This window comes from Aliivibrio sp. S3MY1 (genome assembly GCF_028765575.1).
GTDB lineage: Bacteria > Pseudomonadota > Gammaproteobacteria > Enterobacterales > Vibrionaceae > Aliivibrio.
Window position 1 is genome coordinate 242180 of the sequence record NZ_JARACO010000001.1, and the last position, 17025, is coordinate 259204.

Consider the following 17025-nt stretch of genomic DNA (forward strand, 5'->3'; position numbering starts at 1 on the left):
TGAGGGACCTTATGCAATCACCCATCACACTTGATGCACTAAGAGCATTAGATGCCATAGATAGAAAAGGCAGTTTTTCAGCCGCAGCTAAATCCTTATTTAAAGTCCCTTCAGCACTCACTTATACCATTAAAAAGCTCGAAGATGACCTTAGTGTGGTTTTGTTTGATCGCTCAAAACAGAAAGCCCAACTAACCTCTGCAGGTAAGTTGATCCTAGAGCAAGGGCGAGAAATTCTAATCGCTACCGATAAATTAGAATCAGCAGTAAAGCAGCTTGATTCTGGGTGGGAAAGAAACATTACCATCTCAAGAGATACCATTATCCCGCTAGCTCCTTTGCTAGAGTCTATTTTTGAGTTCAATAAATTAGAACATGATACCAATATTACTATTTCTGAAGAATCACTTGGTGGCGGTTGGGATGCCATGCATAGTAATCGTACCGATATTGCCATTGGCGTTTCAGATCACTTACCAAAAGGCGAATATCAAATTAAAGAGATTGGTAGAGTCGATTTTCTATTTGCAGTAAGCCAGAGCCATCCTTTGGCCCTCATAGAACGACCTATTGAAGCCAGTGATTTATTGCTTTATCCCTCTTTGATTGTATCTGATTCTTCTTTATTACTGCCCACCAGAGATACTGGTTTATTTAAAAGCAAACAACAAATTCGCTTTAAAACCATGCAGGCTAAAATTGAGGCTCAAACAATGGGACTTGGCGTTGGTTTTTTACCTCGTCATTTAATTAAACAACAACTAAACGAAGGTATTTTGATTGAGAAGAAATGCACAGTACCAAGAGTTAACCCACCATTATTCATTGCATGGCATAAAGATAACGATGGTAAAGCGTGCGAATGGTTAACCAATGAATTAATCAAGAAGACATGGTTATTGTAAATAAAACGCCCTCTTGTCTTTGTACATAGACTCATCAGCAATTGTGAACATTTTAAACAAGGCTGTATCATCAGAGCATGCCCAACCAATGGAGTAATGCGCATCATATGCATTTCCTTCCTTATCAAAGAATTTCAACTTCTCTTGGCTTAGTTGTAATTGTTCAGCCAAAAGTGTGCATTCTTTTCTTGTCATTCCCTTAGTTAAAAGAGCAAACTCATCACCACCGATTCGATAGAAAGACTCATTTTCGCTCAATAACCCAGAAATGAGAGAACTGCTTGCTCGAATTAATTCATCCCCTAAATCATGGCCATATTGGTCATTAATCGCTTTTAAGCCATTAACATCTAGGATAAATAGCCCAAAATTCCAAGCAGCTTCTGAATCTCTATAACGTTTTTGATAATGAGCTAAATCTTCATCAAAAGCCTTACGGTTCCCACATTGTAATAATGCATCACTTCTTGCTACGTCAACTAGCTCCAACCATGATGACAGTTGTTTAACAAACAGCTTAAATACTAATTGGTTTACTTCTAATTGCGGGCTAGATACAAAACGTAAGCTGGCTAGACATTTATCCTTACTAGACAATATTTGAATCCCTTCTTTATCTCCTAATGGTTTAAATCGTAGCTGCCACTGAGTATCAGAAAACAGATGCTGTAATTGACACTCAACCTTTTGAGGAAGCTCACGATAGCTCAATGTTTTATAAATTGAACCAAACTCTATCACTGCTGCTAAATTATTCTTATGTAATTCCTCTCTAGTTAAAGCGTCACTAAGTTGAGCGGTTTGTTTTGTTACTTGAACCTCAAGCTCTTGATTAAAATTAGAGAGTTTTTTATTACTTCGTTCAATGACTTTTTTGGAATCGTTTAATTCATCGTTTTTATTTTTAAGCTCATTCAATTGATTTCGAATCGTAATACTCATTTTACTTAATACTAACGCCATTCGATCAAACTCTGAGAATTGAAATTTCTTACCCTTTACTTCTTTGTTGGATGCATAACTGACTATGGTGTTTTCTATATCGATAAACTCTCTAGAGATCCAACGAGTGATCCCCATTGCAATTAAAAGAACGGTAATAAAAGTCCATCCAATAACCGTAAATAAAGCCAGCAAAGATGATTTCATCTCTTTAAGACGTTCCATATCTGAAAATTGATAAGTAATATCAAGGGTTAATGGCGATGAAAATGACGAATTATTCAGTACGAAGACCCGCTCTAAAATACCATTTTCCGTCATCTCAGATTTTACATTTTCGTGCGTATCTAAATGCTGGTTTAAATTAAAATTCTCATCTTTCAATAAAAAATGCTGAAAGCTCTGCTCAATCGTATCGAATGAAATTAAGACAACAACATAACCAGAAGCTCGGTAACGACCTGAGCCTTCTAAATTATAAGCCAGCATAGGGGTGACCAAAGCGATGCCTTTGGCTAAATCCGTCCCTTTAATTAAATTGGATTCTGTATAAAAATGAGCCTTCGTTAAGCCTTGTTCATATATCGATGTATCGACACTTATTTCTCTTAATAACTGACTATTTTCAAAATAATAAGGACGTCCATTAAGATCATATAAAGGTTCCCATTTATCATTCAAAATATAAACACTATTAATCAATCCTGATAGTTCACTAAAACGAACGAGATTATGCGTTACCACACTAGAATATAAAATATTATCTAGTGCTTGGATATTAAATCGATCACGAGATAACCAATTTAAACTTTGTTGAATCCTATCAAACTCCACCACAATCTCTTGCGCAATGGTAGATACGGCATTTTGTATTTGTTGCTCTTTTTGACTTAATAATTTCTCACTAATGCTATTTGTTAAAAACTGACTAATAAAGATCAATGGAGCAAGTGAAGCGATAAGCAAAACATAAGTAAATGCTTTACGTAAACTAAAATAAGGACGAGAAATCATAATCCTTCCACTTTCGTTGTAAATCGAACAATGAGGTTTTTTATGTATATCATCGTATCTTTTGCAGGCATACCATCAGAATGACGTGAGACACCTCTCGCTAACGCCTCCCACACAAATGAAACTCGTAAACTCGTTGGCATAGGTTGAGATTGTAAGTATTGTTGATAAACAGCATTCATTATTTTTTTATTCGGTAATATGACGGTTTGATTCACTTCTGTTGACGCTGATATATATTGATGCTCATTAATTAATCTAGTTAAAAATGCTTTATCTTGAGCCAATTGTATTAACTGTTTAATCATGGCTCTTTTTTCAGGATCCTGAAAACTTACTTTCGTCATTGTTAACACTTTTCCGCCAGATAATGATTGCATTGGGACCCCTTGATAACTAGGCAATGACGCTATCCCTAAATTATTCCCAAACTCTTCAATTAAATGACTCACGGCCCAATCACCATCGATTAAATACGATGCTTTACTATCAATAAATAATTGACGGCTACACAAACTATTACACTCATAATCCAAATGGTTAAGTAATGCTGAATTATAATAAAACATGAGCGCTTCTGAGGACTTCTCATCGTCAAAATGAAGCTGATCTAAAGGTATATTTGGATGAAACAGGCTGAAAAATGCTGCGAAGAAATACATATCTCTTACGCTATAACTAATATGCAGTTTACCTGGTTCTTTTTCAGACAATACTTGCAGTTGCTCCCATGTCGTAATTGGTGTAGTAATTTTGCTCTTATCATAAAAAAGCATTAGATGATTACCAAGAAACAAAGGAAGCCCCATATAACTATCACCAACCATTGCACTTTGTTTTGCTGCTGGTTCTAATTGATCTTGTTTTATCCATATTTTAGGAATCGGTGTAATGCCTATAAATTTATGCAAACCTAAAAAATCCGACGGAACCCATGCGACATCTGGCATATAATTTTTCGATCTTGATGCTAATAGCAATTCAGCTTTCATTTCATCAATCGAGAACTTACGAATAATTAATTGATTACCTGTTCTCGCTTCAAATTCTTTCGCTAATTCTTGATCGACGTTGTCACCAAATACACTCCAAAACTCAAGCATTCCGGCCTGCGAAGAGAATGAAAATAAGGTACTGATTAATATAAGAAATTTTGGCATAACAATAAGGGTACTTTAGATAAAAATTAAAAACGGCGATAAATTCGATACGTATTATGCGTTTATTTTAGCATAGCTCAGCGCTAAATCAGTTATTGTTTTACCTGGCTTTATGGGTAGCCGCGATTGAACGTCTTGCTGAAAATAAAAGCGTCTTAGGACTACCAACACCTTTGTGTTTCCAAAATAGAAATAAGTAGTTCGCATACTTTCACTAAACGAAACTGAACAATTCCATTAGAATAAACCCATACTAATAAAATGGGTTCTATCATGAGTCAAGAACGTTTCTATAGCATCATTACCGATGCAAACCTTTCTCCAAAACAGAAATCACAATATTTAGCATTAGAAGCTGAGGCTAGTTTGCCTTATATGGAAATTGACTCTGATACCCAGCAAGCACTGGATGATGGCATCCTGTGTGATATGTTTGAGGGCCACGCCCCTTTTAAACCTCGCTATGTATTGCCTGATTACGCAAAGTTTTTATCTCAAGGTTCAAAATACCTAGAGCTATCTGCGGCCGAAGATTTTGATGATGCATTAAATTTACTCACTATAATCTATCATCATGTCCCTTCTGTTACTTCTATCCCTGTTTATCTTGGCCAACTTGATACTGTGCTCATGCCTTTTGTTGGTACCCTTAGTGATGAAGAAATTTACCAAAAAATAAAACGTTTTTGGATCATGCTTGATCGCACGCTACCTGATGCCTTCATGCACGTAAACATTGGCCCAACAGATAACATTATTTGCCGTACTATCTTGCGTGTTGATGCTGAATTAAAGCAAATAGCACCTAACTTAACCTTTATGTACGATGCTGAGATCACACCAGATGATCTGCTTCGTCAAGCGGCTTCAAATATTTGTGAGTGCAGTAAACCTCACATTGCAAATTACCCAGTACACGCAAAAGCGTACAATAACACCGGCTTTGGCATCGTCAGTTGCTACAACTCGCTACCGTTAGCAGGTGGCTCTAATACTCTTGTCCGCATGAACTTAAAAGAAGTGGCGAAAAAAGCCCAAAATAAAGTGGACTTTGTTGATAACGTGCTACCTAATTACTGCAACGTTATGTTTGGCTTAATTAATACAAGAAGTACATTCTTACATGAAAAATCAAATTTCTTTGAGGGTTTTTTAACCAAAGAAGGATTGATTAGTGAAGACCGATTCGCTCCAATGTTTGGTATTTACGGCATGGCTGAAGCCGTCAATATTCTTATGGAAAAAGAAGGCGTTGAAGCAAAATACGGTCATGATGAAATAGCAAATCAATTAGGCCATGCTATTTCAAAACAACTCTCAGAAATTGTTGATTCAACCGAGGTAAAACACGGCTATCACGGTAAAGCATTGCTTCATGCACAAGGTGGCATTAGCTTAGACATTGAGGTCACTCCAGGTGTTCGTATCCCTTATGGCACAGAGCCAGATCCAGTATCTTATGTGCAAGCCACTGCTGAGCACCATCAATATTACACCTCTGGTGTCAGTGATATCTTGACCATTGATGAAACGGTTAAATCAAATCCTGAAGCGATGTTTAACCTAGCAAAAGGCGCACTGCAATTAGGCTATCGTGAGTTTACCGCCAATGTTGCTTCTAACGATTTAGTTCGTATTACAGGTTACATGGTAAAACTGTCTGATATTGCTAAGTACGACGCTGAAGGGTCTCGAACCAATACGACGTTTTTAGGAGCAGAAGCGGCGAAAAACACGGAAGTATTGAACCGTACACCTCGTGTTGTAGCGCTAGAGATGACACCTACGTACGCAGAATAAGAAATCATTACTATGGTTAACGCTGAGCTTTTTTCTGGCGATACCATCAACTACAACAAAACAGGATTGGTCAGTAAAGTACTGACCTTTTCTTGTGTTGATGGCCCAGGAAACCGCCTTGTGATCTTCTTACAAGGCTGTAATTACGATTGTATAACTTGTCATAACCCTCATACCATTAATCACTGTGATCATTGTGGTGATTGCGTTGAACCGTGCCCAACAGGTGCATTAACCTTTGATGATTCACCAAGCAAGAAAGTCATATGGAATGAAGCGCTGTGTACTCAATGTGATAAATGCATTGATGTCTGCCCAAGTAAATCAAACCCAAAAATAACAACGTATACGGTAGGAAAGCTGATTGAATTCACCAAAAAACACGCGCCATTTTTAAGTGGGGTTACGATTTCTGGTGGTGAAGCGACCTTACAATTACCTTTCATTATTGAATACTTTAAAGCCATCAAAACCGAAAAATCATTAAGCCACCTTACTTGTTTCATAGACAGCAATGGCAGTCTGTCTGAGCAAGGTTGGAACAAGGTTTTACCATATCTTGATGGCACCATGATTGATTTAAAAGCATGGCAAAACGACACCCATTTATGGTTAGTCGGCAGAGAAAACCATCGCGTATTGCACTCTATTAATTTATTGGCTCAACACGGAAAATTACACGAAGTTCGTTTATTGTATATTCCGAATAAAACCGATTTATCAACAGAGATAGAAGCCGTTAGCGATTATTTAAAAACACTACCAGATCATATCACTATCCGTTTAAATGCGTTCCAACATCATGGTGTGATTGGCGAAGCGTTAGAGTGGGATAAATGCAGTAAAGCACAGATGGAAGAGTTTGAAGCCAAGTTAGTGACTCGATTAGGGCGCTCAGTGATCACCCCATCGATTTATACTTAATGCTTTGGTTATTGCTTATTTAGAAAATACCGCAGTCAAATAGCGGTTATTTAGCCCTTTAGTAAGGATCGAGTGCACTCTATAAAACAGTGCGCTCGGTTTTTTAATATAGTGTTTAACGATATTGCGACCGACACCTTGTGAGCGGTTTTCTTTCGATTCTTTTTTAGAAAACAATCCTTTAAATTCCCAATATTGGATCTGCTCAAACGTTTCACCCGCTTGATAATTTGAAGCTGAAAACAGACGATAAAAAGAGGCCACTGTAAAATCATGCAAATGGTGAGGGTTCCCATCAACCGTAGGCGTGGTCGGAACCGATGCGATCATAATACCGTGTTCATTCAACTGCGTTAGTAAGTGCGTTACCATCTTTTGAGGCTCAGGCACATGCTCTATCGTTTCTAAGCTAATGATCGTATCAAACTGTTGGAATTTATCGCCACTAAGCAAAAGTTGGAAGTCCATACCGTCTCCACATTCATAGCGTAAGTTATCCGCTTGATAATGCTCTCTGGCATAGTTAACCGCCATTGGGTCAACATCGACACCAACAAATTGTTTATCAGGATGAGCTTCTGCCATTAATGCAGTGCCATAACCACACCCACAAGCAATATCTAAAATAGAACTGCCGCGTAACTGTTCAGAGGCAAATTGATAGCGTTCTAAATGGATTTCCAACACATCTTGATGACCTTTATCATCTTGATTCAGCTGTTTTGGGTAAATACGTTCTAAAGAGTGTTCTGCGGTGATCTTTTCTTGTGGTAAATCCATTTTACTACCTTGATAAACAATTGGTTATAAAGCATAGACGATAATAGCTACGCCAATATCATTCAAAAAATAGTAACATTAATTACTTAGTTATAATCTCTTATTTTTCCTTAATGCGATCACAGAGCCAACTTACCGCCTGATCATTGATACTTAATTTATTATAAACCATGCTATACACCACCTGTCCATAATCAAATGGCATCGGTTTTATCACTAACCCCTTTGCCTGACTTGCCATTTCTGCCCATTTTTTAGAACTCGTAAATAAAAATTCAGTGTGATGGCACAAGGTTGCTGCACTGCCAAAATCAGCCACAGAAATTGCGACATCCCTTGGTTGGTATTGCTGAGCTAAACATTGCTCAAAGTAAGGGACATTTAATTCCTTATCAAAAATACCAATATGTTTATAGGTTAAATAGTCTTCAACCCTTAGCTCTTTATTTACTAAGGGGTGGTCAGCGCTCATAAGACAAACCATTTCATCTTCGATCACCGTTTCCCAAACCAACTGCTTTTCAGTTGTTGGTGGCTGACTTCTATCATGTGGCAGCAAAATCACATCAACTTGGCCATTTAATAAGGCATCAAACCCCAATTGCTCTTTTGAATGGATATCGATATGAGAGTTAGGTGCTTGATTGGATAAAATATCACTAATAATTGGTGCAAATATCTCAAAAGTACTTTCTCTCATAGAGAGTGAATACTTACCAGAAAAGTCTTTAGGTTTAAATGTGGACTGGTTCAATAATCCATTCATATTATTTAAAATTTGATGCAATACTGGTCCAATTTTTAACGCATAAGAGGTTGGAATTAATTTCGTACCGTCACGATAAAACAGCTCATCATCCAACAATTGTCGTAATTGAGATAAGGTTTTACTCACACTTGATGGGCTCATGCATAATATCTCAGCACTTTGCGTTACGCTGTGTGTAGAGAGCATGACATGCAACGCAGCAAGGTGCTTAAAGTTAATGCGAGAGAGTTGAATAAGATCCATTATTGCCTATCAAGTAAAAATATATGATTCAGTACATAATATAATAGAACGCTACTCTTTAGGCTCTTTTTCTCGGTTGTTTATTTTAAGTCACTAATATTACGTTCGTCCCTCCTAAAATCTACAAAACAACTAAACTTAATAATTATAATAGTAAAACCAGTAAGCGATGCTCGCTCGTTTATATTCTTGGTGTGCAACTCTTAAATAGGTAATGTCTTATGCTGTCTATCTTTGATATCTACAAAATTGGCGTTGGGCCATCAAGCTCACACACTAATGGCCCTATGATTGCTGGGTATAATTTTACTCAACTTATTCAACCACATTTAGCGCAAGTTTCTCGTGTTCAAGTTGATTTATATGGCTCACTCTCTTTAACGGGGATCGGCCACCACACTGACCGTGCAACCATTTTAGGTTTACTTGGTAACCGCCCAGATACCATCAAAATAACCAGTGCAAATCTGGCTATGAAAAAAGCGATTGAAGATAAGATATTACATATTGCAGGTATTCATGAAATCATTTTTGATTATGACACTGACATGCTGTTTCATAAAACTAACTTACCTTTACATGAAAATGGCATGACAATTTCAATTTTTGATGCCGCAGAACAACAACTTGCCATCGAAACCTACTACTCTGTTGGTGGTGGTTTTATTGCAACCGCTGATGAATTAATCAATGGTAAAAGCATCGCTGACGTTGAGGTTGAATTCCCATTCAAATCTGCAGATGAGATGCTAGAGAAAGCAGAAGAGCAAGGATTAAGCTTAGGCGCTTTTGTATTACGTAATGAAGTCGCTTTTCAACCGATGGAAGTCATTGATGCAAAAGCCGACCAAATCTGGAAAGTAATGTCCCTTTGTATCGATCGTGGTTTTCAAACTGAAGGTATCCTTGAAGGCGGCCTAAACGTGGTTCGCCGTGCGCCTGCGTTACTCAAAAAGCTAGAAGCAAACGCCTCTATTGAGAATGATCCAATGGAGATCATGGATTGGATTAACTTATTTGCGTTTGCAGTAAGTGAAGAAAACGCAGCAGGCGGCCAAGTAGTAACATCACCAACCAATGGCGCTGCAGGCGTTATTCCTAGTGTATTGATGTATTACCATAGATTCATTAAAGAGCTAGATACGAAACAACTAAAAGACTTCTTAGCGGTATCTGGTGCGATTGGTATTTTATACAAAACCAATGCCTCGATTTCTGGTGCTGAGGTGGGTTGTCAGGGTGAAGTCGGCGTTTCATCCTCAATGGCAGCAGCAGGACTAACAGCACTTCGCGGCGGCAGTAATGAGCAAATTTGTATGGCTGCTGAAATTGCCATGGAGCACTCGTTAGGTATGACCTGTGATCCGATTGGTGGCCTTGTTCAAGTACCTTGTATCGAACGTAATGCAATGGGGTCAATGAAAGCAATTAATGCCTCTAGTATGGCGTTAAAGCGTACAAGTAAATGCCTTATCTCACTCGATAAAGTAATCGCTACCATGTACCAAACGGGTAAAGACATGAACCGTAAGTACCGTGAAACATCACTTGGCGGTTTGGCATTAATTCACATGGCACCACCGTGTGAATAATTTCATCTCACCAATAAACAAAAATCCAGAGCGACTCAAACAAGGCTCTGGATTTTTTATATTTACTCTCTAAATGTTGGATTACTTCTTATACGGCGACACTATCGTATTCCCTGTCACCGCATGATGGGACACCATCACCAAGTCTTGATATAAGGCTCGGATATTCTCTTCACTTAATACCTCATTAGGCTTACCTTCAGCCATCACTTCGCCTTGGTTAATCAAGATTAAACGATCACAAAACTCAGCGGCGGTATTTAGATTATGAATCGCAACCAAGGCAGATTTTCCATTTTGACACTCTTTATGAAGTACATTCATTAGCTGAGATTCGTGACCAATATCCAAGCTAGCCGTTGGTTCATCAAGCAACATTAATGGCGTTCCTTGCACTAATGATCGGGCAAAATGAACTAGTTGCTTTTCACCACCAGATAAATCTGTCACGGTTCGAGCGCTTAAATGTCCTATTCCAACCATCTCTAACGCCGCTTTGCTTTTTTCTTTAATGACTATAGGAGAGATGACTTCTTGTTGCTGACGCGCATGAAATCCTAAACCAATGGTCTCCATCACACTGAATGGGAACGCCGCTTCACTGTATTGGGGTAAGTAGCTCATGCTTAATGCACGTTCAATATGAGAAAGAGTCGATAACAACTCACCTTTAATTGATATTTCACCCTGTGAATAGCTTTGAAATCCGCTGATGCATTTCATTAAGGTACTTTTACCCGCGCCATTAGGGCCAATAATACCGACTAACTCACCCGCATTCACAGAAAAAGAAATGTCTTTTAAAAGTGTTTTTGAACCAACTTGGTAACTTAGATTTAATACGTTTAGTAGCGTCTTTGTTGAATTGATCTTGCTCATGCTAAACGCCCTTTTCTTTGAAATCGAATAATTAAACCAATAAAGTAACAACCACCGATAAACGACGTAATGATCCCCGCTTTCAACTCATTTGGCGCGATAACCCAACGACCTAACAAATCACATAAAAGTAAGAAAATAACACCAAAAATAGCAGAGAACGGCAACAGTTTTTCATGCGCAGGCCCAACCAATAAACGCACCAAATGCGGCACCATTAAGCCAATAAAGCCAATTGGCCCGGCTATCGCTATCGACATTGCGGTAAGCAAGGTGGCGAACATGAGCAATTTGAATCGAGTCTGCTTTACATTAAGCCCCATGCCATGCGCACTTTCTTCACCTAATGCTAATAAATTTAAGGCGCGGCTCTCTTTTAAGAGCAAAATTGCAACGACAATAATAACTGGCGTTGGCCATAATAAATGTTGCCACATACGCCCATCAAGGCCACCCATTGCCCAAAAGACAAATTGACTGACTTCGTATTGCTGAGCCATTAATAACAAACCCATTCGAGCACCGCCTAATAAACTAGAAAGTGCTAACCCCGTTAAGATCAAAAACAAAATTTGAGACGACGAACTGCGAGAGGCTAAAACATAAATAAATGCTGATGCCGCTAATGCCCCCACCGTAGTAAAAATAGGTAACCACATCGGGTTCATAAACGAGAAGCCAGATACAATTGCGATAACAGCCCCAAAACTACTGCCAGAACTCACACCTAGCACATCTGGACTGGCTAATGGATTTTTAAATAAGCCCTGAGTACAAGCTCCCGCCAACGCCAATGCGCCACCAGCCAGAATAGCAGCGCACGCTCTTGGTAAGCGAATGTGCATGACAATCGCAGAAGCTAATGGGTATTCTTTTGCTGCGAGTTCGCTACCATTAAGTAAGTAACTCTTAAACATCGCCAATATATCGAGAACTGGGATATGCACTGCTCCAAGGCTGAGATACGCCAAAAACAGACCAATAAACAGACTGACCGAAATAATAATTTGAAATGACGTTAAACGATAAAAAGGCATTAGGGTTTCTTATACGCAGAATGATTAACAAAAAGAACAGCATCAATAATGTACTGACTATAAACGCTTCTTAATACATGAGGTATTTGATACACACGCCCTTCTTTAATTGCAGTGACAGATTGTAGTGATGGGTCAGACATTACTTCTTGCTTAAACTGCTCAGCCCCATCCTTATCGCCATAAACCCATGCAGGAATAAACAACACATCAGGGTTAAGCACAATCACCATCTCTTTTGATACAGGAACTTGGCCGTACTTATCACTGACTAACCCTTCAATCGCATTATCCAAATCCGCTTGTTCTAATACTTCATCCCATGTTGAGTCTTGTCCGCTTGATGTTCCCCACGGATTGTAATCTAACGCTGTTAATCTTTGTTTTGGCTTAATCACATCTTGAGTTAATCGCGCTTTCATTTTGGCAACGACTTTTTTAGCCGCTTCACTTTTGTTAACTATCTCGCCAACACGTAAGATCTCAGTTTCGATCTCTGCAATTGTTTTAGGTGTTTGAATTCGATAAACAGGAATTCCTGCACTTTCAATAATCGCCAATTTTGAAGCATCACTCCAGTTAGCCGCAAACACAATATCAGGGCGATTAGCAATGATCATTTCAACATTCAGGGCTAACAACGGGACTGATTTAGGAAGAATATCTTTTACCGCAGAATAGTTAGGATTATTAGCGAGATCAGTCAAACTGGATAGTAAACTGTCATCCACCAACTCTAATAACACCGCATCAGTAAATAGAGTTTTAGATGAGATTTTCTTAGGCTCTTTTTCGATAATCATCGTATTTCCTAGACCATCTACCACACTTAACGGATAAATAGTCTCTGCCATCGATGAGAAAGAAAACAAAAAAGAAGAGGCAATAATAAATAATTTTAACGCAAGCCAACGCATGGCAACTCCTGTAAATCGCGTACATTATAGCTCTGAGTAATAGAGCATAAAATTAAGCACTTCGTATCTGACTCAAATCCCATTGAGACTCTCACAGTGGCGCGTCCGTTACGGATTCTCACCGTATTCCGAAGTGGTCGATATTGTACGTCGCCACGATAATATATTCTATCTATTAAACTCAGATTAACTCGCTATGTTTTCTTAGCTCATGGTAAAGTGTACTTCTTCATAACCCACTAATAAGTAATGTAACTATGACACTTAAAGCATCTGGCAATGTCGGTGAACTCTCTTATCCATTCATTTTTGAAGACAGTCCACTGTGTGATTTTGAGATTTTAACTGACGAGTTATGTACCTATACTGGCCTCGCTCTTTCTCAAATATCAAATCAAGACGTTCGAGAGTCCTTAGAGCGTTTGCAACCAAAAATATTCAATTTGAATGGATCAATTCGTGGTAAATGCGGGATTTTTGAAGAAGACATTCAACAACTACTGTCTGAAATGTCACATTTTAAATCTCAAGTTAACGATGATGCTAAGCGCTTTGTTCTTCCAAGAGGTACAGGCCCTGTTATTCAACTTCACCAGTGCCGTAGCCTAAGTAAAAAAGTAGTACGCGCTTTGGTTCAAGTAGATAAATTAACCACGAAAAACATTCCAGAAACACTGCCTCGATTCACCAATGTATTAGCAAACTACTATTTCGTGCTAACACGCGTATTAAACCAAGACGCAGGAATAGAAGAACCTGAGTACGTTAGTATTAATTACCCTAAACCTAGTTAATCCCTAATACTCCTGCCTCGACCCTAAAAATAGAGATGTTAGCTATTGAATTTAAACCATTTAAATAAAACTCAATACTTACACTCTCTATTCTCATTTTATCCGCTCACCCACCACTTTCAACATAAAATAAAAGCAACGAAAAGTAACAGCCTTGCTAGTTAATTGTAAATTCAACCACTAAATAGAAAGGAAAATAACAACAAATAATGTTCATTATCTATGATAAAAATTCATTCCTAAAAATAATACAATTAAGGTTAATTTTCATTCTAACCACTACCACCTTGGCATTGATAGAACTATTCATATACTATAGAGCCCGTCAAATTATAACGTCTACAAATAATACCCTCGCAAGAGAACCTGTTATACAAATGATGTCTTTGTTAATGTTGAGTTAGGTAGTTAAAGTGATTACATTTAATAAGTCCAATAATCTATTTTTTTGGCCACGCTTTATTGTTTTGTTTCTGTGTTTATTTTCTTTCTTATTTTCTATTTTTTACTTCTATAAATACTCGGAAAGTGAAATAAAAATCAATCAAATAAAAACAGAGCAACGTGCATTAATTTCAGCTCAGCAGAAATATATTGCAATGACTCTTAACAGCATAGGGAAAGATCTCCTGTTGCTTTCTGACTTCATTGAGATCAATAAAGCCTATCAAAGACACGATAAGAAACTGATTAAACTGGCTGAGCTAAGCACACTTGCATTAAGCCTTAGAAAAGGACTTTATGATCAATTACGCTATCTTGACCTGGATGGAAATGAAATCATCCGTATCAATTACAACAATGGCATTCCAAGCATCATTCCTAAAAATCAGTTACAAAACAAACGTAATAGATACTACTTTAAAGACAGCTTAAAATTAAAAGATAGTGAAATCTATATCTCTATCCTTGATTTAAATATTGAACATGGAAAAATTGAACAACCGTATAAGCCAATGATCCGCCTTACGACACCTGTATTCGATGAATATGGTAAAAAACGTGGGGTAGTAATATTGAATTATTTAGCTGAGCATCTGCTAGATGGTTTAAAACTGTTCTCATTAGAACAACGAAATCATCATATGCTGATTAATAGTGATGATTACTTTCTTATCTATGATAAAAGGCCTGAGCTAGAGTTTGCATTTATGTTTGGTGAAAATGCAGATAAAAAATATTCTGCTATTTACCAAAAAACATATCAATGCTTTAAAGATCGTCAACAAGGTCAATATGTTATTGGTTCAGGAATATTAACTTTTGATTCTGTTTTCTCATACCCTAAATATATCGAAACAAACAAATCGGTTTCTATTATTAATCAAGATTCATGCTGGCGTTTAATTACCTTTGTACCCAGCGTACCAATTTGGAACTTAGAAAATATTGATAAAAGTGAATTACTCATCGTAATTTACTTATTTCTTTTCTCTTTACTCATCGCGTTGTTAATCGCACAGTTGCAGCTTAAAAAGCGAATGAATCATAATGAAATTAAGAAATTAGCGCATCATGACAGTCTTACTGGTTTAATAAATCGCGGCTACTTTAAAAAGCTATTTCATTGGAAAATGCAAAGTGCTCGGCAAGATAACACTAAACTCGCACTAATCTATATCGACTTAGATGGCTTTAAAGATCTAAATGATAATTTTGGTCATAGTGCGGGAGATTTAGCTCTAAAAGCAATAGCGAAAAACCTATACAGCGCATTTTCTGATAACGCTTATGTGGCTCGTCTCGGCGGCGATGAGTTTGCAGTACTCATCTACGATCTGACTGAACACCAAACTGCAATTTCACAAGTAGAGCAGTTTATTAAAAATAGTCATGCACCATTAATCTTGGAAGAAATGTCTTACCACCTAAGTACAAGTATTGGTATTGCTTTCTTCCCTGAACATGGTGGCTGTATTAATGATGTTATGCACAATGCCGATGCTGCAATGTATGAGATAAAACGCTCAGGTAAAAATAGCTTTAAAATATTTGAACTATAAGTAATATTAAGCTTATTTACGCCCATGCCACCTTGGTATGGGCGTAATGATATAAGCGCCAACATAATGCAAAAATCACGATATAAAGCACTCCAGCCCCAAGCATTACGCTTTCCCAGCCACCATGCTGCCAACAGTACATTAAATAAAACCCACCTAAACTGCCGCTGACATAATAATGAACTAAGTATAAGGCTGTGGCTGTTGATTTTGCCGTTTCAGCTTTTTGACTCACCCAACCATAAGCGAGTGAATGGGTAAAGAAAGCCCCAAAGCTCAACATATTTAATCCTAAAATAATCGCAATAAGTGATTCACTACTAGTGATACCCATACCTATTAGACTAAGTAAGCTTCCTATAAACATACCTGAAATAGCATTGAACCGCTGACACCATAACCCAACTAAACGAGAGCTCATTGTTCCTGATAAATAACAAAGAAAAATCATCGACGTCACGCTTAAAGGTAACGAATAAGGTGCTGCAATCAAACGAAAGCCAGTTACCGAATATAGATTAACGAATAAAGCAAAATTAACACCGCCAATCAGCATAGCTAAAAAAATTCGTTTATTTCTTAAATGCTGAATAAGAACCCGATGATAATCAGATAATGAAACTCTCTCTGCTTGCAGACTCTCTTCTTTAGGCAAAGCTAAAGCCACAACAATTGCCCCAATCAAACTTATCATCGCCATTAAAACCACCGCGCTCTGCCAGCTAAAATGATCCGTGATAACTCCGCCAAATAAGCGCCCTGAAATACCACCTAATGAGTTCGCGCTAATATAAGCACCAATGGCATAACTAAAGGCTTTTGTTGTAAAAGTATCGGCCATATAAGCCACAGCAACAGCAGCAAAACCAGCTAATGCCATGCCCATCACAGCACGACTTAAAATAAGAACGACAAGACTCTCAGTTAATAACGACGTTAACCCTATAACAGGAAGTAAGAATAAACTAATCAGTATAGCCTTACGTCTACCAATAAAATCAGACGTTATCGCCCACGGTAGCAAGCTAAGGGCTAACATCAGTGTCCCAGCGGCAAGTAACCAATTAATTTGAGTCGCCGAGACAGTAAAGTGCTCAGCCAGCACCGGTAACATCGGCTGAAATAAATACAGGTTACAAAAGATAATAAATGACCCAAATGCCAGAGCTGCACTTACTTGATAATACGCCTTACTACGAAATTCAATCATCTCAGTGATCGCCATTAAGAAACAATATCAAAACAGTAGCAAGTTCGATGTAATAG

14 protein-coding genes are annotated in these 17025 nt (G+C 37.9%); 6 read left to right on the plus strand and 8 right to left on the minus strand.

Translation table 11 applies throughout. The annotated features are described in order from the left end of the window. Positions 1-11 precede the first annotated feature (11 nt). Positions 12-905 carry a LysR family transcriptional regulator gene (locus PVK62_RS00975; protein WP_274445345.1) on the plus strand — a complete coding sequence of 298 codons (894 nt, stop codon included), beginning with the start codon at positions 12-14 and terminating at the stop codon, positions 903-905. Here PVK62_RS00975 and PVK62_RS00980 read toward each other — a convergent pair. Together PVK62_RS00980 and PVK62_RS00985 are read right to left on the minus strand one after the other, a co-directional pair. Then, the gene (locus tag PVK62_RS00980) at positions 897-2861 is read right to left on the minus strand and encodes a GGDEF domain-containing protein (protein WP_274445347.1); all 1965 of its coding nucleotides are present in this window, start codon (positions 2859-2861) and stop codon (positions 897-899) included. The genes PVK62_RS00975 and PVK62_RS00980 overlap by 9 nt on opposite strands. Then, on the minus strand, positions 2858-4021 hold the full coding sequence (locus PVK62_RS00985) for a sugar ABC transporter substrate-binding protein (protein ID WP_274445348.1): 1164 nt from the start codon (positions 4019-4021) through the stop codon (positions 2858-2860). Before PVK62_RS00985 ends, PVK62_RS00980 begins: the two co-directional genes overlap by 4 nt. Positions 4022-4294: 273 nt before the next feature. On the opposite strand from PVK62_RS00985, the gene PVK62_RS00990 reads away from it, so the two are divergent. Beyond that, positions 4295-5821: a YjjI family glycine radical enzyme gene (locus tag PVK62_RS00990; RefSeq protein WP_274449327.1), complete on the plus strand. Its 1527-nt coding sequence runs from the start codon at positions 4295-4297 to the stop codon at positions 5819-5821. Between the two features lie 12 nt (positions 5822-5833). Next, a complete protein-coding gene (locus PVK62_RS00995; RefSeq protein ID WP_274442903.1) occupies positions 5834-6745 on the plus strand; it encodes a YjjW family glycine radical enzyme activase in 912 nt (303 codons plus the stop codon). Positions 6746-6760: 15 nt separating this feature from the next. On the opposite strand, the gene PVK62_RS01000 is transcribed toward PVK62_RS00995, so the two are convergent. Together PVK62_RS01000 and PVK62_RS01005 are read right to left on the minus strand one after the other, a co-directional pair. Next, positions 6761-7525: a class I SAM-dependent methyltransferase gene (locus tag PVK62_RS01000; protein ID WP_274442902.1), complete on the minus strand. Its 765-nt coding sequence runs from the start codon at positions 7523-7525 to the stop codon at positions 6761-6763. A gap of 100 nt (positions 7526-7625) precedes the next feature. Then, on the minus strand, positions 7626-8537 hold the full coding sequence (locus tag PVK62_RS01005) for a LysR family transcriptional regulator (protein ID WP_274442901.1): 912 nt from the start codon (positions 8535-8537) through the stop codon (positions 7626-7628). A gap of 221 nt (positions 8538-8758) precedes the next feature. Here PVK62_RS01005 and PVK62_RS01010 point away from each other — a divergent pair, with 221 nt between their 5' ends. Then, positions 8759-10129: an L-serine ammonia-lyase gene (locus PVK62_RS01010; protein WP_274442900.1), complete on the plus strand. Its 1371-nt coding sequence runs from the start codon at positions 8759-8761 to the stop codon at positions 10127-10129. Positions 10130-10210: 81 nt separating this feature from the next. On the opposite strand, the gene PVK62_RS01015 is transcribed toward PVK62_RS01010, so the two are convergent. From PVK62_RS01015 to PVK62_RS01025, 3 genes are read right to left on the minus strand one after another with little or no spacing between them, the layout of a single operon-like run. Then, on the minus strand, positions 10211-11008 hold the full coding sequence (locus tag PVK62_RS01015; RefSeq protein ID WP_274442899.1) for an ABC transporter ATP-binding protein: 798 nt from the start codon (positions 11006-11008) through the stop codon (positions 10211-10213). Continuing rightward, positions 11005-12045: a FecCD family ABC transporter permease gene (locus PVK62_RS01020; RefSeq protein ID WP_274442898.1), complete on the minus strand. Its 1041-nt coding sequence runs from the start codon at positions 12043-12045 to the stop codon at positions 11005-11007. The genes PVK62_RS01015 and PVK62_RS01020 overlap by 4 nt, the downstream gene beginning before the upstream one ends. After that, positions 12045-12962 carry an ABC transporter substrate-binding protein gene (locus tag PVK62_RS01025; protein WP_274442897.1) on the minus strand — a complete coding sequence of 306 codons (918 nt, stop codon included), beginning with the start codon at positions 12960-12962 and terminating at the stop codon, positions 12045-12047. The genes PVK62_RS01020 and PVK62_RS01025 overlap by 1 nt, the downstream gene beginning before the upstream one ends. Before the next feature lie 257 nt (positions 12963-13219). On the opposite strand from PVK62_RS01025, the gene PVK62_RS01030 reads away from it, so the two are divergent. Then, a complete protein-coding gene (locus tag PVK62_RS01030) occupies positions 13220-13756 on the plus strand; it encodes a cobalamin adenosyltransferase (protein ID WP_274442896.1) in 537 nt (178 codons plus the stop codon). A gap of 413 nt (positions 13757-14169) precedes the next feature. After that, a complete protein-coding gene (locus tag PVK62_RS01035) occupies positions 14170-15759 on the plus strand; it encodes a sensor domain-containing diguanylate cyclase (RefSeq protein ID WP_274442895.1) in 1590 nt (529 codons plus the stop codon). A gap of 16 nt (positions 15760-15775) precedes the next feature. On the opposite strand, the gene PVK62_RS01040 is transcribed toward PVK62_RS01035, so the two are convergent. Next, entirely contained in the window at positions 15776-16969 is a 1194-nt protein-coding gene (locus PVK62_RS01040; RefSeq protein ID WP_274442894.1) for an MFS transporter, read from the minus strand. Positions 16970-17025: the final 56 nt, after the last annotated feature.